This is a genomic window from Streptomyces sp. HUAS ZL42 (assembly GCF_040782645.1).
Lineage (GTDB): Bacteria > Actinomycetota > Actinomycetes > Streptomycetales > Streptomycetaceae > Streptomyces.
Map to the genome: position 1 here is coordinate 174,133 of NZ_CP160403.1, position 19,635 is coordinate 193,767.

Sequence of the window (19,635 nt, forward strand, 5' to 3'; positions counted from 1 at the left end):
GCGCAGTGGTCAGTAGGTGAGTGCGTCCTCGGCGGTACCGAAGAAGCTGGTGACCTGGCCGTCGTTGACCGTGACGGGGCCATTTTTGATCGGCACGGTCGTGGGGCTCTCGGAAGGGGTGAGCGCAACCTCCACCTTGTCGGCGCTCTTGCCGCCCGCGGTGTCGGCGCGCGAGAACATGATCCCGGCATAGGCGCTCTCGCCGGCCTTCAGGATCCAGTCCTTGCCGTCGGGTCCCATGTGCTCGGCGGCGCCGTCGAGCCCCGGGATCGTGATCACCAGCTCGTTTGCCGGCAGCAGACAGGGGCCACTGCCCTTGTTTGTCGCAGTCAGCAAGGCGTGGTTGACGGGCTTGGACGCGACGGTGACGTTGTAGCTCAAGTCGGTCGTCTCGCACATGCCCACGCCTCCGTCCTGGCCGTCGTCCGACCCGGGCTCCGACGACGGCGGGGTGCTGCCACCGCTGCCGGAGGAGCCCCCGCCGGCGCTGTCACCATCACCCGGGCTGGCCGTCGAGGGCGCGTCGGAGCCCTTGTCCGTACCCGCATCGGACGGGTTCGCCACCGCGCCGGGAGCGGCCGCGTCCTTCTCGGCGTCGCCGTTGCACGCGGTCAGTGCCATGATGCCGAGCGAGAGAGCGGCCAGTACGGCGGTGGTACGGCGTGAACGAGCTGCGTAAGTCATCAGAAGCCCCCGGGTGTCGGAATGTCCCGGTGATCATGCCTCATGAGAGCCATGCTTCCGCCCGCTCATACGGAGCGAGAGCCGTTTCCGAACACGTTTGTGACACTGCGACAGCGACCATGGCGCAACAACACGGGGTAAGGAGCGGTGCCCCTGGCCGCGGCCAATACGTCACGGGTGCGGTGGACGGCGGCTACACCTCTCTGGTCCACCTGGAACGAGCCGAGCGCGAACACCAGGTCACCGTCAGCGGGCCGCTGCCGGGTAATCCCACCCACCAGCACCGCAGGAACGAAGGCTTCGACCGGGACGACTTCCGCATCGATTTTGACCGCCGGCAGGTCACCTGCCCACGGGGCCAGGTCAGCAAGGGCCAGCGCGGTCCCACAGGAGAAGCGCATCGGACAAGCGCCGAATCCCTGTCACGGCAAGAACAACAGCCTTGGCCGGCCCCCGGTACCGCGGGACCCCGTCGAAGTCGTGGACCTTTGGTGTCCGCTCAGCCGCCCCCACTTCGCGAAGTTCGGCTCCGTCGGCCACGTCACCGCCGACTTCCGTCCGGTGAGCCGGGGGTAGCCCAAGTCCGCCGCGGTCCCCGGCGCGAGTGAGGCCGGGCGGACTCCACATCCCGCCGTGTGTCCTCATGTCGGCGCTACCAGCGGCGCAGCTCCTTGACCAGCTTCTCGTACCATTCCCGACGGTGCCCGTCGGCGTCGGACGGTTTGCTGCCGAGTGCGACGACCTGGTCGGTGACGTCGTAGGTGAGGCGGTACAGCAGAACCTGGGTGGCGGTATCGAGCCACGTCTGGGTCCCGATGGCCGGCGGGGCGGATCCCAGAACCGTGACGAACCAGGTGGGCAGCAGGGCACGGTCGCTGACGGCGTCGGCCAGCCGGCTGCGCAGCGCCCAGGTGAGCCGTTTCTCAGCCCTCGTCCCCTCAGCCATCACCGCCTCGTTGTCCGTGCGGGTCTTCTCATCGGCCGCCAGGGCGTCTTGCGCTTCTTCGGCGGGCTTGGTCTGCCGCTCGAGACTCTGGCGCAGTTGCTCCTCGCGCGCGAGAGCCTCGCGAAGCTCCTGGGCGGCCTGGGCGTGGGCGCGGGAGCCGTATCGGGTGGCGATCAGCGTGCCCACCGTGTCGATGACGGTGGCGCGGTGCGTCCGGTGCTGCTGGGTGGTTGCCCGGTGATGTCGGATCCGTTGCTGGAATGTGGTGCGCTCATGGTTGCTGAGCAGCAGGCGGCGGGCCTGCCAGCCGCGCTGCATGCTGCGGGCGAGGCTGCGCAGGTCCTCGGTGACGGTGTCAAGATCCGCGCTCTGGGCTTTGCCGGACGCTTTGAGCAGGCCTTCCAGGAGCCGTACTTGCTGTACCAGGCGCTTCACCGTCTGGTCGGTGTCGTCGACGCGGTCGCGCAGTTCTTGATCGAGTTCTTCGATCTTGTCGTCGCAGCCGCTGATGCTGTCGCGGAGGCTGCCCAGTTCGTGGTCCAGGTCCTCGGTGTAGCCGAACTTGTCGCTCAGGCGCTGCTGGTCGCTCTCCAGGTCGTCCAGCCGACTGTCCAGGTCCCGGATCTTGCGGTCGGCATCCCGCATCCGGCGGTCGACGTCCTCCATCAATTCGCCTCCTGCTGGGCGTTGCCCTCCGAGAGCGCGCCGATGGCGATCCAGCCGACCACGATCGCGATGATCCACCAGGCGGACAGCACTCCCAGGCTCACCAGCGCCACCAGCAGGCACAGCACATGCAGAGCGATCGCGACCGCGCGCTGCTGCTTGTGCCGGACTGTGGTCACGGTGAGCGTCCAGCCGAGCAATGTGGCCAGCAGGTGCGGTATGAGCAGCACCATCCACCAAGCTGTGTGCCCAAGGACGAACACCGCGGCTATGAGCGCTGTGGCCACGGCGCTCTCACCGCGCCAGGACCACTTCACGATCTGCTCACTGCGTTGCCGGTGCGGCTCCGCCAGGCGGTCCGGCATCGCCCGCTCGAACTCCAGGAGCTGGACGGCACCAGCCACCAGTTGCTCGTACTGGTCCCCGAACGAGGCGTCATCCGGGCCTAGCTGCTTCAGGCGTGCGCGCCGGTCACCCAGATCTTTGGTCATCGCCCGGTGCTGTTCGTGCAGTTGACGCTCGGAAATGGCCACCCCTGTCCCCCTCAGTCCGGTTGGTGGCTACCCACACACATCCGTCCCTCAGACATGCCGCCTTGTGGCTGACCGAAAATGACCTCCCCTCAGCGGACGTGGGTGAACCGGCCACGGTGGCGGGCGAGCCTTCGCGGTGCACGAGCGGTGACTACTGGAAGCCGGTGACAGGAAGCACTGGAGGTGCTCGACGTCGGCCCCCGGCTGGCCCGGGCGCAGCGGCACAAGGGGGTGTGCCACCGGGCGGCGGGCGTCAGTCGTGCAGCCCGCCCGAGTTCGTCCAGCTGCCCGATCTGCTCCCTGGCCGCCTCGACCTGCGTGGCGATCTCCCGCTCCCGCTCCTCCAGGCGTGCCGGCATCGCCCCCAAGGTCAGCCCCCCGCCGGTCATGCGCCGCGCAAGGCCGGGACGGAGGTGCCGGTCAGCCGACGGGCTGTCACCCAGACCCGATGGCCGCCTTCTCCTCCTGGGTGAACGGCGTGTCCCGGGTGTAGGTGGCGCCGAGGTTCGGCGGACGCGGTCAGGGCGTGGTGCCGCTCGTCAGCCCATGGCTCGGCAAGGGGCGCGACAACGCCTACTCCCTCTCGCCGGCCGAGCGGGCGCCGTGACGGCGTGGCCGGCGCGCACGTCTGGCCGGCATGCTCCCATCGAGCTGCTCTGGCGTGTCGTAGTTGCGCCAGCCGGTGAGGCGTCCCTCCGCGTTGTACCTGGCCGACAGCCCGGGAGGGTCCATGTGATCTTCGTGTTCCCGGACCAGATTCTGGGGCAACATGACCATTGCCGTGACGCCGTGGGGAGATGACCCGCGCAGCTGGACGCGGATGCCGTGGCGGCCGGAGAGCCGTCCGATGACGAACATGCCCATACGTCGCGCCACCGCGACGTCGACGACTGGGGGGTTCAGGAGCTTCTCGTTGGCCTCCGAAAGGTCCTGCGTGGACATGCCGACGCCGCTGTCCTGGATTTCGACCTTTGCGCCGCCGCCGGACACCAGCCGGCACGTGACGAGCACTTCGGTGTCCGGCGAGGAGTACGTGGTCGCGTTCTCCAGCAGCTCCGCGATGAGGTGGACGATGTCGTTCACCGCCCGGCCGTCGACGTCCGCGGTGACGAGTCCGCGAAGCTGCACCCGCTGGTACTGCTCGATCTCACTGATGGCGGCCCGCAGGACGTCCACGAGCCGGACCGGGACGCTCCAGCGGCGACCCGCTTTCCCGCCTGCGAGGACGAGGAGGTTCTCCCCGTTGCGGCGCATGCGGGTGGCCAGGTGGTCGACCTTGAAGAGGGTGGCGAGCAGGTCGGGGTCCTGCTCGCCGTTCTCCAGACGGTCGATCAGTTCCAGCTGCCGTTCCACGAGGCCCTGGCTGCGCTGCGAGAGATTGACGAACATCGCATTGATGCGTCCGCGCAGTTGCGCTTGCTCGAACGCCAGCCGCACGGAGCTGCGATGAACGTCGTCGAAGGCACGGGCGACACCGCCGATCTCGTCGCTCGAGCCGATGGCCGTGTGCTCGACTTCGATGGCCTCCAGTTGTGCGCCGCTGGAACCCCGCAGCAGCCGGACCACCTCGGGCAGGCGGCGTTCCGCGATGTCGAGAGCGGAAGCGTGCAGGGTGTGCAGCGGGCCGACTATGGACTGCACGAGGAAGTACGTCACGCAGAAGGCCAGCAGGAGGATCAACAGCTCGATGAGGGAGGCGATGAACACTGAGCGCTCGGAATGGCGTTGCTCGCGCAGGCTCTCCTCTTCGAGGGATCCGACGAGCCGCTTCTCGACCACTCGCATCAGTTCGAGCTTGCTCGTCATGGTGTCGAACCATGTGTCGGCGTCGAGGCGGAGGCGGCCGGTGCCCTGCTGGGTGAGTGCCTGCTTCTGGAGCGTCTCCGCCTGGTGGATGTCCCTTCCGGTGACGGTGCGCTCATAGAACTGACGCAGGGCCGGCGGCGCAGTGGACCTGAACTGGACCATCAGCGCCTGTTGTTGCCGGCTGGCAAGAGCCAGGCTCTGGACCTCGTTCGCATCGAAGTGTCCCTGGGTCAGTGCCCCGCCGACCAGTGCGCGTTGCAGGGATGCCTTCTCCGTGGCCTTGGCGAAGGTCTCGAGTGCGTCGGCCCTCACGGCAAGGGCCTGGTGAACGGTGTCCGGCGTGAGCAGGTCAAGGGCGTCGGTCAGCCCGGCGATCAACGCGGTGTATGCGTTCACCACGGACGGCCAGCGCATCTTCGACTGGGTTACGGTGTGGCGCAGTGACGTCACCTTTCGGCCGAAGGCGTCGAGCGGCGCGAGCCGGGTGGCCAGGGCGGAGCTCGGCTTGCGGCGGACATGAGCGTCCTCGGCACGAACCCGGGCCAGCGCCGCGTCCACCTTGGAGTGCTGCGCGCCGAGTCGGCCGGTGCCACCTGTACGCCCTGCGGCAACGTAGAGGGCCATGAGATCGCGTTCGTTCTCGATCTCCTGCAACAGTGTCGTGCGCTTGTCTACGACACGGACGAGCTGACTGGCGTTGTTGGCGTCCTGTGCGTTCTGGACGGCGGATCCAACCCGCAGACCGCCCAGTACGAGCGCGGTGACGATCGGGACGATCACCACGGCCAGCAACTGGGTGCGCACGCTCCAGTTGGCAGGGGCGAACCGCCTCTGGTTGCTGCCCCGTTGTCTTTGCACTTGCCCTTCCACCTACTCCCCGCCTTTAACGTGCGCGATTCAGCGGAGCGTCCACATGTCGCGGACGCTTCGCTCATCGCGCGAGTGCGCTTGTCGTGTCGTGATGAACGTGACGTCGACGAATGAGGCCATGGCCTCGTACGTCCACTGGAAGGTGCTGCGGACGCGAACTACGCGTCGGCCCCGGAGGTTGTTCGAGACGTCGACCACTTACTCGGCGGTGGTCGCTGTGGCGATCGGCTCGCTACCGGGACTCGGCCGTCCGTCGTCTGTATCCGGCGGGGTGGGCCCGGCATCGGCGGCAAGGTTGCCCGTGCCGGCGGCGAGGCCGCCTTGCCGCCGGGGGTCAAACATGTGCAGGGTCTACTGATGATCCTCGGCACGCCGCTCGCCCGCCGAGCTGACGGTCGCGAGGGCGGCCAGAATGAGGACGGTCGACGCCGCGCCGGGGTCTTCGTGGCCGATGGTGCGGGCGCCAAGATAGCTTGCGCGGCCCTTGCGGGCCTGCATGCCGGCGGTCTGCTTCAGGCCCCACACGGCGGCGTCGGACGCCGCGCGGGTGGCTTTGGTCAGGTCGCCGCCGGTGTCGATGACGGCCTGGTAGGCGGTCACGGCCGGGCTGAGGGCATCGATCAATGTCTTGTCTCCTTCCAGCGCCGCGCCGATGCGCTGGATGCCGGTGAGGGCAGCCGCCAACGCCGCCCCGAGTTGTGCCGCGGAGACGTCGTGGTCCTCGCCCAGGGTCCGCGCGGCCTGCCGGAACCCGGTGCCGTACAGCGGTCCTGAGGCCCCGCCGGTCTTGCTGATCAGTGCCCGGCCGACGGTGGCGAGCACCGCGCCGGGGGTGGACGGGTCGGTTTCGTCCAGCATCGCCACCGCCGCCTGCAGGCCACGGCGCATGTTGATGCCGTGGTCGGCGTCGCCGACGGCGGAGTCGAGGCGGGTCAGGTGATCGGCGTTCTCGGTCACCGATCGGGCGGCCTCATGGATCCAGGCCCGGAACATGCTTGCGTCCATCGTCGTCCCTCTCCCTCGTACGATCTCGTACGATCTGGCGTCGATGGCCTCGGCCGCTCAGCGTCCCCAGCGCAGCGCGGGGGTCACGACCGGGGCATCCCACAGATGGGTGAGCTGTGGCGTGAGCAGGCACACCGTGATCGTGCAGCCGGCCATCTCAAGGCTGGTGACGTAGTTGCCGACCAGGTTGCGGGTGATCCACACGCCGTGGCCGGCGAGCCACTCGGCAACGGCGGCGTACACCACGTACAGCTCGATCAGCGGGGTGCCACCCAGGCCGTTGACCATCACGAGCACCCCACCCGAGAGCGGCATGTCGGTGTGAATGGCGTCCAGTGCGACACCGACGATCTCCCGGGCGGAGGCGAGCCTGGCGCGGGCGCGACCGGGCTCGCCGTGGATGCCGACGCCCAGCTCGACCTCGTCCTCGCCCAGCTCAAAGCCGGGTTTGCCCGACGCGGGCACCGTGCACGGCGTGAGCGCCACTCCGAAGGATCGGGACCGGTCGTTGACCTCCTGACCCAGGGCCGCGGCCGTGCCCAGGTCCGCGCCGAGTTCGGCGGCCGCACCGGCGATCTTCTCCACGAACACGGTCGCCCCGGTGCCGCGTCGGCCCGCGGTCCACGTGCTGTTCTCCACGGCGACGTCGTCATTGACCACGACGCCCTCCACCCGCATGCCGTCGTCGGCGGCCAACTCGGCTGCCATCTGGAAGTTCAGTACGTCGCCGGTGTAGTTCTTCACGATGTGCAGCACCCCCGCCCCGCCGTCCACGGCCCGGGTGGCGGCGAGGATCTGGTCCGGCACGGGAGAGGTGAACACCTCACCAGGACAGGCCGCATCGAGCATCCCGTGCCCGACGAACCCGCCGTGCAGCGGTTCGTGCCCGGATCCGCCGCCTGAGACCAGGCCGACCTTCCCGGGGGTCGGCCCGCCCGCGCGGGCGATGTAGCGGTCGGACGTGTTGACCCTCAGCGAGGGGTGCGCGGCGGCCACACCGACGAGAGCATCGTCGAGCACGTGATCGGGCGAGTTGATGAGCTTCTTCATGCTTACGGCCCCTTCTTCTCACGGCAGCGAAGGCTGGCCGCACTGCTCGACAAGTCGCCAGACCTCTTGGGGGGTTTCGCGGGTGAGGGCGACGGCGGCCAGGGAGGCGCAGGTGTCGTGGCGCAGCCGGCGGATGCGGGCGCGGACCTCGTCGAGGGCGGCGGGGCCGACCGAGAGGCTGTCGCAGCCGAGGCCGATGAGGAGGGGTGTCACGAGGGGGTGTGCGGCGGCGTCGCCGCACACGGAGACCTGACGATCGTGGCGGTGGGCCGCGGTGACGACACGCCCGATGGCGTCGAGTACCGCGGGGTGTGCCGCCATGGCCGGGGTGGCGGTGGGGTCGCGCCGGTCCAGGCCCAGGATCTGGCAGGTGAGGTCGTTGCTTCCGATGGAGAAGAAGGCGGCTTCGCGGGCGAGGTCGTCGGCCGCGGCGACGGCTTCGGGGAGTTCCACCATGATCCCCAGAGGTGGCACCGCGACGCCGGCCTCGGTTGCCGCGGCCTCGAGGAGGCGTCGGCAGGCGCGCAGTTCGTCGACGCTCGCGACCATGGGGATCATGATGCGCAGGTCGGTGTCGGCTCCGGTGCTGAGCAGGCTGCGGAACTGGTCGGCGAAGGCGTCCGGTTGGGCGAGCATGAGGGGCAGGCCGCGCCCGAGCCGCCCGCCCTCGCGGCCTTCGGCGAGGAACGGCGGCAGTTTGTCGTCGGCGAAGTCGAGCGTGCGAGCCGTAACGACCTGCCCGGCCAGAGCGCGCAGGACGGGGACGAGGGTGGCCGCGTGCTGCCCGCGGGTGGGCCAGGCGCGATGGTTGAGGAAGGGCAGCTCGGTGCGGAGCAGGCCGACCCCTTCGGCGCCCGTGGTCAGTGCCGCGCGGGCCTCGGCCGGGGTGGCCACGTTGGCCCGCAGCACAATGCGGTGCCGGTCGAGCGTCTCGGCGGGCAGGTGACGCTCTTCGGCGAGGGCGAGCCTGCGCGTTCGTGCGGTCTCCATGGCTCGCAGGGCCCTGGTGCGTTCCTCGTCGTCGGGATGGGCGACCGCGCTGGCCTGGTCGGCGTCGAGCAGGATCTCCTGCCCGTCCGACAGTTCGAGCAGCTGGGGGTCGACGGCCAGGAGGAATGGGATGCCCAGCGAGCGGGCGACGATCGCGGCGTGGGAGTTCGGGCCGCCGGTCACGGAGATGGCGCCTGTCACCGTCAGGCCCGGTTCCAGCAGGTCGGCGGCGCCGATCTCGTGAGCGACCAGGACGAGCGGCTGGTCGGGGGCGGGGCCCGTCTCGCCGTGGAGGTGGGCCAGCACGCGGCGGCCGACCTGCCGGACGTCCGCGGCGCGTTCGGCAAGGGTGGGATCGTCCAGGGCGGCGATGGTTGCGGCGTAGGTGTCGATGGCCTGGCGGACGGCGACGGATACCGGCTGGCCGTCGTGCGCCCTCTTGACGGCCTGGTCGCGCAGGTCCTGGTCTTGGGCGATGTAGCTGTTGACCTCCAGGATGTCGGCCTGTTCGTCCTTGCCCTGCTCGCGCAGCGAGGCGGACAGGTCGAGCAGGCGGGTGGCGACGGCGTCGAAGGCGTCGGTGATCTGCTGCGTGGGGTCGCCGCCGGCGCGGTGAGGCAGCGCGGTTCTGGTGGGTGGCCGGTCGGTGCAGTGGACGACGCCGAGGGCTGTGCCGGGTGCGGCGGCGTGTCCGGTGTAGGTGCGGCGGTCGGTCATCGGGCCCCCCGCGTCTCGGCGAGGGCCCGGAAGATGAGGGCGGTGGAGGTGGCGCCCGGGTCTTGATGGCCGATGCTGCGGGCGCCGAGGTAGGAGGCGCGGCCCTTGCGGGCCTGCATCGGAGTGGTGGCGCGCATGCCCTCTTCGGCGGCGTCAGCGGCGGCCTGCGCCGCGGCGCCCAGGTCGGCTCCGGCATCGGCCTGTTGCTGGAACGCAGCCAGTGCGGGGGCGTAGGCGTCGATCATGGTCTTGTCACCGGGTGCGGCCGCACCGAGCTTCTGGATGCTCGCCAGGCCCGCAGCAAGGGCGGCGGCGAACTGCTGTGTGTCGGCGGTGGGGGTGTCCAGAGCCTTGCCGATGGCGCGGAAGGCTCCGCCGTAGAGCGGTCCGGAGGCACCGCCGACGGTGGAGATGAGGGTGGTGCCGGCCTTGACCAGTACGGCCCCGACGGTGTCCGGCTCGTAGTCGGCCAAGGCCGTGATTGCGGCGGAGAAGCCGCGGTGCATGTTGAAGCCGTGGTCGGCGTCGCCGATGGCCGAGTCGAGCTGGGTGAGGTGGTCCTTGTGCTTGTCCACGGCGGCTGCGATGGCCTGCACCCACGTGCGGGCGAGGTCGGTGTCCACGGAGTCTCCGTTCAGGGTCGGTACGGGGCTGGTCGTCTGATCGGTACGGGGCTGGTCGGCGGTGGGTGAGCCGGGGGCGGGGGGAAGACGCGAGGGGTGCGGTCCGGTCGGGCGGACAGCGGGAAGACCCCGGCCCGGTCCTCGCGTCGCGCGTGGCCCCACCCCCGGCTCGGTTCAGATGCCCCAGCGCAGGGCCGGGGTGTTCACGGGAGCGTCCCACAGGGACAGCATGTCGGCATCGGCCTTGCACACGGTGAGGGAAACACCCGCCATGTCGAGGCTGGTCACGTAGTTGCCGACGAGGCTGCGGGCGACGACCACGCCCTTGTTCGCGAGTGCGGCCGCTACCTCGTTGAAGACCACGTACAACTCGATGAGCGGGGTGCCGCCCAGGCCGTTGACCATGACGATGGTCTCGTCACCGGCGTCGAGCGGCTGGTCGGCCAGGATGGCGTCCATGGCGGTGGCCACGATTTCCTTGGCCGGGCGGAGCTTCTCGCGGCGCCGTCCGGGTTCACCGTGGATGCCGACGCCGACCTCCATCTCGTCCTCGGGCAGGTCGAAGCCGGGCTTGCCGGAGGCAGGGGTGGTGCAGGCGGTCAGCGCGACGGCGAAGGACCGGGAGGCGGCGTTGACCCGCTTGCCCATGTCGGCGACCTCGGTGAGGCTGGCGCCCTGCTCGGCGAGGGCTCCAGCGATCTTCTCGACGAAGACGGTGGCGCCGGTGCCGCGGCGCCCGGCGGTCCAGGTGGAGTCCTGGACGGCGACGTCGTCGTCGACCAGGACGGTCTCCACCGTGATGCCCTCCTCGGCGGCCAGTTCGGCGGCCATCTGGAAGTTGAGGACGTCGCCGGTGTAGTTCTTCACGATGAACAGCACGCCCGCCCCGCCGTCGACTGCCTGGGCCGCGGCCAGCATCTGACCGGGCACGGGAGAGGTGAAGACCTCGCCGGGGCAGGCCGCGTCGAGCATGCCGCGTCCCACGAAGCCGCCGTGCAGGGGTTCGTGCCCGGATCCGCCGCCGGAGACAAGGGCGACCTTGCCCGGCTTGGTACCCCCGGCGCGGGCGATCACCTTGTTCTGCGCGTCGATCTTCAGGCCGGGGTGGGCGGCGGCGATCCCGGCCAGCGCCTCGGCCAGCACCGCTTCAGGGTCGTTGATGAACTTCTTCATGACAGGGCTCCCTCAGGCAGAGGCGGTTTCGGCCAGTTGGTTCTCGGCCGCACCTGCGGCGGCAGTCGAGCGGCGGGTGTTGAGGGCGGTGTAGAGGACGCCGGCGGCAACCGCGCCGAGCACTTCGGCCGCTATGTAGACCGGCATCTGATCCCAGTGGACGGTGCCGTCGAAGAGCTGGCCCGTGATCATCGGGCCCAGCGTCCTTGCCGGGTTGATCGAGGCCGCCGTGGCCGGCGCCACCGGAATGATGATCGCGAAGACGCCGAGCCCAATGGCCAGACCGGCGAAGCCGCCGGCCGCGCGGCGGTCGATCGCACCGAAGACGACGAAGGCGAGGATGAAAGTGCCCACGGCTTCGGCGAAGAACGCCTGGCCGGTGCCGACTCCCGTGCCGTAGGCGGCGATGCCGAGGCCGACGTCGACCGCCTTCTTCCCCAGCACCCCGACGATCGCAAGCGCTCCCAGCACCGCCCCGGCCACCTGGGCCGCGATGTAGCCGGGGACGTCCCGCCAGGGCATCTTCTTCGTGACGGCCAACGCCAGGGTGATGGCCGGGTTGATCTGGCAGCCGGAGACATGCCCGATCGCGTAGACCATGGCGATGACGGCGGTGGCGAAGGCCAGCGAGATCATTCCCAGCTGCGCCATGGTGAACGGGGCGTCGCCGCCCACGATGAGCGTCGCGGGGACCGAGCCGACGCCGATGAACACCAGCACTGCGGTGCCCAGCATCTCGGCCAGAAGCTTCTGTGAGTAAGTGTTTTCTTCCATGGAAGGCGCCCAGCGCCGAGAGGCGGCTCGGGCGTCTCACCTCCTCCGCGTGGAGCGGGCTGTGAAGGGAGGTGACCGCCAGGTGGTCAGGGTCGGGCAACCTGGCGGCCGCTCAGGGGAACCGGGAAGTTTTAAGCCTCCGGCTGCATGTCGTTCATCATGGATGAACGTTGTTCCGGAAATTAACGCCGCGTTTCCGGCCTGTCAAGAGGTTCGGCAGCCCTGGCGTTCCGTCGGGACGAAGAAGGCCCCTCGGCAGCTGCCGAGGGGCCTGGATCAGGGGGCGGGGCGGGGGTGCGGACAAGCGCCACCGGGTTGCGGGGGCAGTCAGGTCATCGCGCTGCGTGCGGACGCCCCGCGGGGGGCACCCAGGTCGCGGGAGAGGTTGCGGGCGGTCTCCCGGACGGCGACCGCAAGCTCCTGACGTGCCGATTCGGCCAGCAGCCGTTCGACGGGGCCGACGATGCCGATGGCGCCGACCACCTCGCCGGAGCGGTCGAAGACGGGAGAGGCGATACCTGCGTCCCCGATGGCGGACTCCTGGTCCTCGAACGCATAACCCGTCCTGAGGACCTCCTTCAACTGACCCGCCAGCTCCTCCGGGTCGGTGATGCTGGCGCCGGTGAGCACAGCCGGCTCACCCGCGAGCAGCCGCTCACGCTCGTCGGCCGCGACGAAGGCCACGATGGCCTTGCCCAGAGCACACGTGCTCCACGGGATGCTGGCGCCCACCTCGAGGATCTGCACGGCACCCTCGGGCCGGAAGGCGTGGTGCACCACAAGGACGTGGTCACCGGTGAGCACGGCCACCCAGACCGCCTCGTTCGTCCGGTTCGCGAGCTGGTCCGCCCACGTCAGCGAGCGGGTCCGCAGCTCCTGGGTGTCCAGGTAGGCGTTGCCCAGCTGCACCAGGTCAGGTCCCAGCTGGTACTTCGAACTGTCCCGGTCCTGCACCACCAGCCCCTCGGCCTCCAGCGTGCGCAGCAGCGCATGCACGGTCGGCTTGGCCACGCCCAGACGGTCGGCCAGCTCGGTCACTCCGAGCCGGGGCCCGGTGGACGCGAGCTCCCGCAGTATCTGCACCGCTCGCTGCACCGCCTGCACCATCGAAAATTTCTCCCTCGTTCACTATTGATGAACAGCGTTCCGACATCTACGGTAACTGTTCATGAGCACATCTGTCGGCATCGTACTCGTGTCCCACAGCGCCGAGCTCGCCTCGGGCCTTCACCTGCTGGTGCAGCAGATCGGCTCCGACACGGTTCCCCTCGCCACCGCCGGAGGCACCGACGACGGCCGGATCGGCACCAGCTACGACCTTGTCCTCGCCGCCATCCGCAGCGTCGACCGCGGAGCCGGCGTCGTCGTCCTGCCCGACCTCGGCAGCTCCGTCCTGACCGCCCGCACCGTCCTGGAAGACCACCCCCGCCCCGACGTGCTGCTGGTCGACGCACCCTTCGTCGAAGGAGCCGTCGCAGCCGTCGTCACCGCCGCATCCGGCGCCGACCTCAAGACCGTCGCCGACGCCGCCAAGGAGGCCCGCAATGTCCACAAGCTCTGACCCCACCACCACGATCGCCACGACCACGTCCAAACACGAGACGGCCGTCGTCCTGCCCGCCAACCTGCACGCACGTCCGGCAGGCCAACTCGCCCGAGCCGCAGCGACATTCACCAGCACCATACGACTGGAGCACGCCGACCGGACGGTCAATCCGACCGGTGTCCTCGCCGTCATGGGCCTGGGCGCCACTGCCGGAAGCACCGTGACCGTCCGCGCCGAAGGCCACGACGCCGAACAGGCCGTCGCGGCGTTGGCCCAGATCCTCGCCACCGCCGAGTGACCCAACCGCCACCAGCGGCACGAAACCAGCCTCCGCTTCCGACATGAGAAGCGACGACCAGTGGAGGTGGCCGAGGATGAGCGTCCCCGCCACGAACACGTCTGACGCCGAAATGGCCCCCATGGCCACGCCCTCGCGGGCCGAGCTGGTCTGCGCACTGCCGCACATCCCCGAGGCCGTCTCCGTCGTACGCCGACGGGCACGCACCGTCCTCACCCAATGGCGCGTGCCCACCCCGACGGTCGACGACGCCCTCCTGGTGATCTCGGAGCTGGCCACCAACGCGATCGTCCACGCACGTCCCCCAGCCGTACTGCGGTTGCGCCTGCCCGAGGTCGGCGGCCGCCGCGCCCTCCGCGTCGAGGTCACCGACGCGGGGCCGGTGCCTCGACGACGCCCGTCGCACGCCGACGCGCCACCCTCCGAACACAAGGAAAACGGTCGCGGGACCGACATCGTCGCAGCCCTCTCCGCACGACACGGAATGTCCCGCCACCCCGAGAGGACCACCCGATGGGCCGATCTCCACATGGGGCCTTGACCACCCGTGGCACGGCAGCCACACGTCCCAGGGACGTTGTGGCAGGACGAGGAACTGCCGAACCCGCGAGGTGCCGGACGGCGCCGCGGCACCGTCCGGCAGGCGACGACAACCGCAGCCACGGTCGTCTCACGCACCCGCGCATCGGGCCACATGTGCTCAAGACCTCGCGCGCGTCGGTGCAGCCCATGGCGGCGGAGGAATGCGTCGACGAGCCCGTCGGTCAATCCGTGCCCGATCGGCTCGTCGGTCACCAGCGCTCGGTAGTAGAGAGGGCCCACGAGCTGGTCCGTCCCGGCCGCCATGTCGAGGTCGGCAGGGAGCTGCCCAGAAGACGGCGCCGGGGTCGGATTCGCTGAGGAACAAGGCCAGACGGCGCAGCAGCTCGACGTCACCGACACCGAGCGAGTGCGTCGAGTCGTCAAAAAACGAGGTGTTCGAGGTCCTCGGCACGCCGGGGCGTCCGGTGCTTCCTGCCTCGCTTCTGCTTCGACCTGCGAGAGGCCCAAAAATCCCCAACTGACCTCGCAACATACCGCGCTGACAACACCTCATGCCTTGACGACCCGAGTTGGCCGTCCCGTACGACGCGCTCCCCCGACCTCTGGCGGCCGTCGAACCAGACCGCCTTGCAGAATTCCTTTCCGCCAGGCCAGCTCTGACGACGGCTTTGGGGAAGCTCGCTGCCGGTAGTTCGTTTAAATCCGGCGATGGTGTGGGTTGACGGCAGGTCAGCGCAGCGGCGGGGGTTTCGTGAGTATCTGTCTGGGCTGCTGGCACCGCGGGAGCGGAACAAGACGATCACCTGCCTGGCCGGGGCGGAGCCGGTAGCCGGCGCAGGGATGCCGGGGGTGCAGCGGCTGCAGTTCTTCTTGTCCGAGTCGCCCTGGGAGGCCGAGCAGGTCAACGACCGGCGGCTTGAACTGCTGCGCGAGCAGCCGGCGACGACTCCGCACGACGGCGGGGCCATCGTGATCGACGACTCCGGGGACCGCAAGGACGGCACGGCGACCGCGCATGTGGGCCGACAGTGGCTGGGCCGGCTGGGCAAAACGGACAACGGCATCGTCACCGTGACCACGGTGTGGACCGACGGCCGCGTGACGGGCCAGAGAGGGGGCCCGGCCACACCCCACCAGCACCAACTGCCCTGCCGGCCCAGAGCCTTACGGGCCGTCCGTTCCTGGCTTTGGCGGCAACCAGTGCTGGCCCGCGCGGTGCGCGGATCACCGAGGCTCACGGCCCCCCATCGGCAGGGCATCCTCGCTGAGCGCCGCCACTCAGTGACCTCGTGCAATCCAGTCGGCGAGGTGGGGCGCTTCAGCGCCGATGGTGGTGCCCTGTCCGTGCCCGGTACGCGCTTGCGTGGCCGGTGGCAGCACAAGGAGGCGGTCCCGGATCGAGCGGATGATGGTCGGGAAGTTCGAGTACGACCGACCGGTCGCTCCTGGACCGCCCGCAAACAGCGTGTCGCCCGTGAAGACGGTGTTGAGCGAGGGCAGGTACAGGCAGATGGCCCCGGGCGTGTGCCCAGGGGTGTGCAGCACCCGCAATTCCGTGCCCGCGACGGGGATGCGCTGGTTGTCGGAGAGGTAACCGCCGGGGTCGTGGTCGGGGTGGGTGTGCTTCCACAGCAGCCGGTCGTCCAGGTGGACGAAAACGGGCGCGCCGGTGGCCTCGGCGAGGGCGGGAGCCGCGTTGATGTGGTCGTTGTGGGCATGGGTACACACGATGGCGGTCAGACGGCGGTCTCCGACGGCACGGGCGATCGCCTCCGCGTCGTGGGCGGCGTCGATGACGACCGCCTCGTGGTCGTCGCCGACGATCCAGACGTTGTTGTCGACGTTCCAGGTGCCGCCGTCCAGGCTGAAGGTGCCCGAGGTGATGACGTGCTCGATGCGGACGCCGGTCATCACAGCATCACCACCGAACGCAGGACGTCGCCCCGGTGCATATGGGCGAAGGCGTCCTCGACCTCGTCCAGGGCGATGGTCTCGGTGACGAAGGCGTCCAGGTCCAGTCGGCCCTGCAGGTAGAGGTCGATGAGCATCGGGAAGTCGCGGGAGGGCAGGCAGTCGCCGTACCAGGAGGACTTCAGGGCTCCGCCGCGGCCGAAGACGTCCAGCAGCGGCAGTTCGAGCGTCATGTCCGGGGTGGGCACCCCGACGAGGACGACCGTGCCGGCGAGGTCGCGGGCGTAGAAGGCCTGCCGGTAGGTTTCCGGGCGGCCGACGGCCTCGATGACGGTGTCGGCGCCGAACCCGCCGGTCAGCTCGCGGATCGCCTCGACCGGGTCGGTCTCCTTGGAGTTGACGGTGTGGGTGGCGCCCAGGCTCTTGGCGGTGGCCAGCTTGCGGTCGTCGATGTCGACGGCGATGACCTTGGCCGCACCGGCCAGGTGGGACCCGACGATCGCGGCATCTCCGACGCCGCCGCAGCCGATGACGGCCACCGTGTCCCCTCGGCCGACGTTGCCGGTGTTGATCGCCGCGCCGATGCCGGCCATCACCCCGCAGCCGAGCAGACCGGCCGCGGCCGGTGAGGCGGCCGGGTCGACCTTCGTGCACTGCCCGGCGGCGACCAGCGTCTTCTCGGCGAAGGCTCCGATACCGAGGGCGGGCGAGAGCTCGGTGCCGTCCAGGAGAGTCATCTTCTGTGCGGCGTTGTGGGTGTCGAAGCAGTACTGGGGGCGTCCGCGCCGGCAGGCGCGGCAGCGGCCGCACACGGCGCGCCAGTTGAGGATGACGAAGTCGCCGGGTTCGACGTCCGTCACTCCGGGGCCGACTTCTTCGACGACGCCGGCCGCCTCGTGCCCGAGGAGGAAGGGGAAGTCGTCGTTGATGCCCCCGTCGCGGTAGTGCAGGTCGGTGTGGCAGACACCGCACGCCTGGACTTTCACCACTGCCTCTCCCGGGCCCGGGTCGGGCACGACGATCGTCTCGACGGCTACCGGCTCGCCTTTGGCGCGGGCGACGACACCGCGTACGTGGTGGGGCATGGAGGTGGTCCTCTCGCTGTGCGATGTGGGTGGGTGGGAGCGGGTGCGGTCGCCGGAGGTCACCTTGCGGGACGCACGGTGACGGGGAGCACTGCCCAGGAGCGCAGGGTGTTGTTGAGATGGCGGCGGGGTTCGCCGGTGAGCTCGATGCGTTCCACGCGGCGGGCGAGGGCGGTCAGCAGGGCCTCGGCCTCCAGGCGGGCGACGTGCTGGCCGACGCACTGGTGGATGCCCATGCCGAAGCCGACGTGGCCGGAGGGGTCCCGGGTGAGGTCGAAGCGGTCGGCATCGGGCCAGCGGGCCGGGTCGCGGTTGGCGGCGCCAAGGAACATGAGGATCTTCATGCCCTCAGGGATGAGGGCGCCGGCGATGGTGACGTCGGTGGTGGCGGTACGGAAGAAGGTCTGCACGGGTGACTGCCAGCGCACCGCTTCGTCGAACGCCACACGCGCCGACTCGGGTCGTTCGCGCAGTCGTTGCCACTGGTCGGGGTGGGTCGCGAAGGCGTAGAGGGTGGCGGCGAGGCCGTGGACGGTGGTGTCGACGCCGGCGGTGAGCAGGGAGCGCACCACCAGGGGTGCCTGGGTGTGCGTGAGGTCGCCGCGGTCGGCGGCGGCCCATATACGGGAGCCGAAACCGTCCTCGCTCAGCGCCTCGCGGGCGCACTGGGCGTTCACCCAGGCCGACAACTCGGCCGCCCGGTCAGCGTCGGCCTTCACGAGGTCGTTGGCCGGTCCGAAGGCGTTGAAGGCCATGTTGCCGTAAGGCAGAAGGTGGTCCCGTCCCTCGGGACCCAGTCCGACGGCGTCGGGGAACACACGGAGCGGAAACGCCCTGGCCAGGTCCGTGAAGGCGTCGAACTGCCTGCCCCGGTCGGCCAGTACGGTGTCGACCAGTTCCTCGGCGACCGTCTGCCACGTCGCGCGCAGTTGGCGCAGGGCGGGTAGTGCGAGGATCTCGCGCAGGACACGGCGCGGGGCGTCGTGGTGCGGCGGGTCGGCTTCCAGCAGCAGGCTAGGCGGCCGCCAGGGTTTCTCGTGACGGAAGTTGGCCAGTCCGACGCCGGCGGCGGACTGGAAGGCCTGCCAGTCGACCAGGGCGGCGTGCACCTCGCGGTAGCGGGCCAGCGCGTACACGTTGTAGCGGGTCAGGTGGACGACGGGACCGGCTTGCCGCAACTGCTGGTGCAGCGGCTCGGGTTGTGCCAGATGTTCGGCGGCGAAGGGGTCCGCGTCACTCGTGGGGAGCGACACGGCGGGGGCCGGTGCGTGGGTCATGGCGGCTCCAAGCGGAAGAGGGCACGGGGCACGGGGGCATGTCTGCGGGTGCGGCTCAGAGGTCGAGGACGAGGCGGTCACCGCGGGAGCGGGATACGCACGGGAGCATGCAGTCGTTCGCGGCCCGTTCGTGGTCGGCGAGGATCGAGTCCCGGTGATCGGGCGTCCCTTCCAGCACCGGCGTGAGGCAGGTGCCGCAGGTGCCCTGCTCGCAGGAGGACAGGACGTCGGCTCCCACCTGTCGTACGGCGTGCAGGACGGAGGTGTCCGGCATGACAGTCACGGTGCGGCCCGTGCGGCGCAGCTCCACCTCGAAGGCGGCCTGGTGGACGGGCTCCGGCAGGGCGGCGGCGTTGAAGCGCTCGGTGCGCAGGCTGTACGACGGCCAGGCGGCGCAGGCCTGCTCGACGGCCGCCAACAGCGGCGCCGGTCCGCAGCAGTAGACCTTGGTGCCGGGATCCGGGGTGTCCAGCCACGGGGCCAGGTCCAGCAGGCCGCACTCGTCCTGGGGGCTGATGTGCACTCGGTCGCCGTGGGCGGCCGACAGTTCCTCGCGGAACGCCATCGAGGCACGGCTGCGGCCTCCGTACAGCAACTGCCAGTCGGCGCCGATCAGTTCAGCCTGGTGGATCATAGGCAGCAGCGGGGTGATGCCGATGCCGCCCGCGATGAACAGGTACCGCTCGGCCGGAACCAGCGGGAAGTGGTTGCGCGGCCCGCCCACACCGACCAGGTCACCCGGCGCGAGCCGGTCGTGCACGTACGCCGAGCCACCACGCCCGGCCGGCTCGCGCAGGACCGCGATGCGGTAGGTGTACGAGTCCCACCGGTCACCGCACAGGGAGTACTGCCGGGTCGTCCCTTCCGGCAGGACCAGGTCGATGTGCGAGCCAGGGGTCCAGTCCGGCAGCCGCGCGGCGTCCGGGTGGGCGAGAGTGAGAGATACGACACCGTCGGCGATCGTGTCTTTGGCGCGGATCTCCAGTGTCACCCTGGAGAGGGCGGATTGGGGAACCCGGAGCAGGCTGTCTGCGACCACGTCGTCGCCTCCCGTCTGTGGAATGCAGGCAGGATGCTCAGGGCCGGGGCTGTCTCGCGACGGCATTCTCATTCAGTGAGAGACGAATTTCGTGCGGAT

The 19,635-nt window shown here is 69.9% G+C and carries 18 protein-coding genes and 1 pseudogene; 4 read left to right on the forward strand and 15 right to left on the reverse strand.

Annotation, left to right across the window (positions count from 1 at the left end):
* Positions 1–9: 9 nt before the first annotated feature.
* From ABZO29_RS00955 to ABZO29_RS01005, 11 genes are all read right to left on the reverse strand, one after another.
* Positions 10–684: a DUF4232 domain-containing protein gene (locus ABZO29_RS00955; RefSeq protein WP_367318203.1), complete on the reverse strand. Its 675-nt coding sequence runs from the start codon at positions 682–684 to the stop codon at positions 10–12.
* 652 nt (positions 685–1,336) lie between these two features.
* Positions 1,337–2,296, reverse strand: a complete 960-nt coding sequence (locus ABZO29_RS00960; RefSeq protein ID WP_367318204.1) for a hypothetical protein — start codon at positions 2,294–2,296, stop codon at positions 1,337–1,339.
* On the reverse strand, positions 2,296–2,829 hold the full coding sequence (locus ABZO29_RS00965; RefSeq protein WP_367318205.1) for a hypothetical protein: 534 nt from the start codon (positions 2,827–2,829) through the stop codon (positions 2,296–2,298). The genes ABZO29_RS00960 and ABZO29_RS00965 overlap by 1 nt, the downstream gene beginning before the upstream one ends.
* Positions 2,830–3,402: 573 nt before the next feature.
* Entirely contained in the window at positions 3,403–5,439 is a 2,037-nt protein-coding gene (locus tag ABZO29_RS00970; RefSeq protein ID WP_367318206.1) for a nitrate- and nitrite sensing domain-containing protein, read from the reverse strand.
* A 417-nt stretch (positions 5,440–5,856) separates the two neighbouring features.
* Positions 5,857–6,510 carry a dihydroxyacetone kinase subunit DhaL gene (gene dhaL, locus ABZO29_RS00975; protein WP_367318207.1) on the reverse strand — a complete coding sequence of 218 codons (654 nt, stop codon included), beginning with the start codon at positions 6,508–6,510 and terminating at the stop codon, positions 5,857–5,859.
* A gap of 57 nt (positions 6,511–6,567) precedes the next feature.
* Positions 6,568–7,560: a dihydroxyacetone kinase subunit DhaK gene (dhaK, locus tag ABZO29_RS00980; protein ID WP_367318208.1), complete on the reverse strand. Its 993-nt coding sequence runs from the start codon at positions 7,558–7,560 to the stop codon at positions 6,568–6,570.
* Between the two features lie 18 nt (positions 7,561–7,578).
* Entirely contained in the window at positions 7,579–9,267 is a 1,689-nt protein-coding gene (locus tag ABZO29_RS00985) for a phosphoenolpyruvate--protein phosphotransferase (RefSeq protein WP_367318209.1), read from the reverse strand.
* Positions 9,264–9,890, reverse strand: a complete 627-nt coding sequence (gene dhaL, locus ABZO29_RS00990; RefSeq protein ID WP_367318210.1) for a dihydroxyacetone kinase subunit DhaL — start codon at positions 9,888–9,890, stop codon at positions 9,264–9,266. Before dhaL (ABZO29_RS00990) ends, ABZO29_RS00985 begins: the two co-directional genes overlap by 4 nt.
* 174 nt (positions 9,891–10,064) lie before the next feature.
* Entirely contained in the window at positions 10,065–11,063 is a 999-nt protein-coding gene (gene dhaK / locus ABZO29_RS00995) for a dihydroxyacetone kinase subunit DhaK (RefSeq protein WP_367318211.1), read from the reverse strand.
* 12 nt (positions 11,064–11,075) lie between these two features.
* Positions 11,076–11,837 carry an MIP/aquaporin family protein gene (locus ABZO29_RS01000; RefSeq protein ID WP_367318212.1) on the reverse strand — a complete coding sequence of 254 codons (762 nt, stop codon included), beginning with the start codon at positions 11,835–11,837 and terminating at the stop codon, positions 11,076–11,078.
* Between the two features lie 327 nt (positions 11,838–12,164).
* Positions 12,165–12,944, reverse strand: a complete 780-nt coding sequence (locus tag ABZO29_RS01005; protein WP_367318213.1) for an IclR family transcriptional regulator — start codon at positions 12,942–12,944, stop codon at positions 12,165–12,167.
* 61 nt (positions 12,945–13,005) lie between these two features.
* Here ABZO29_RS01005 and dhaM point away from each other — a divergent pair, with 61 nt between their 5' ends.
* The 4 genes and pseudogenes from dhaM to ABZO29_RS01025 all read left to right on the forward strand — a co-directional run.
* Positions 13,006–13,398 carry a dihydroxyacetone kinase phosphoryl donor subunit DhaM gene (dhaM, locus tag ABZO29_RS01010; RefSeq protein WP_367318214.1) on the forward strand — a complete coding sequence of 131 codons (393 nt, stop codon included), beginning with the start codon at positions 13,006–13,008 and terminating at the stop codon, positions 13,396–13,398.
* Positions 13,382–13,681 (forward strand): HPr family phosphocarrier protein, encoded by a 300-nt coding sequence (locus ABZO29_RS01015; RefSeq protein ID WP_367318215.1) that lies wholly within the window; start codon positions 13,382–13,384, stop codon positions 13,679–13,681. Before dhaM ends, ABZO29_RS01015 begins: the two co-directional genes overlap by 17 nt.
* Positions 13,682–13,757: 76 nt before the next feature.
* A complete protein-coding gene (locus ABZO29_RS01020) occupies positions 13,758–14,222 on the forward strand; it encodes an ATP-binding protein (RefSeq protein WP_367318216.1) in 465 nt (154 codons plus the stop codon).
* Between the two features lie 710 nt (positions 14,223–14,932).
* Positions 14,933–15,313: pseudogene (locus ABZO29_RS01025) on the forward strand (transposase); the annotation flags it as partial.
* Positions 15,314–15,502: 189 nt separating this feature from the next.
* Here ABZO29_RS01025 and ABZO29_RS01030 read toward each other — a convergent pair.
* From ABZO29_RS01030 to ABZO29_RS01045, 4 genes are read right to left on the reverse strand one after another with little or no spacing between them, the layout of a single operon-like run.
* Positions 15,503–16,135: an MBL fold metallo-hydrolase gene (locus ABZO29_RS01030; protein ID WP_367318217.1), complete on the reverse strand. Its 633-nt coding sequence runs from the start codon at positions 16,133–16,135 to the stop codon at positions 15,503–15,505.
* Entirely contained in the window at positions 16,135–17,220 is a 1,086-nt protein-coding gene (locus ABZO29_RS01035; RefSeq protein ID WP_367318218.1) for an S-(hydroxymethyl)mycothiol dehydrogenase, read from the reverse strand. Before ABZO29_RS01035 ends, ABZO29_RS01030 begins: the two co-directional genes overlap by 1 nt.
* Positions 17,221–17,279: 59 nt before the next feature.
* Positions 17,280–18,497: a cytochrome P450 gene (locus ABZO29_RS01040; protein WP_367318219.1), complete on the reverse strand. Its 1,218-nt coding sequence runs from the start codon at positions 18,495–18,497 to the stop codon at positions 17,280–17,282.
* Between the two features lie 55 nt (positions 18,498–18,552).
* Positions 18,553–19,488 carry a 2Fe-2S iron-sulfur cluster-binding protein gene (locus ABZO29_RS01045; protein ID WP_367326018.1) on the reverse strand — a complete coding sequence of 312 codons (936 nt, stop codon included), beginning with the start codon at positions 19,486–19,488 and terminating at the stop codon, positions 18,553–18,555.
* Positions 19,489–19,635: the final 147 nt, after the last annotated feature.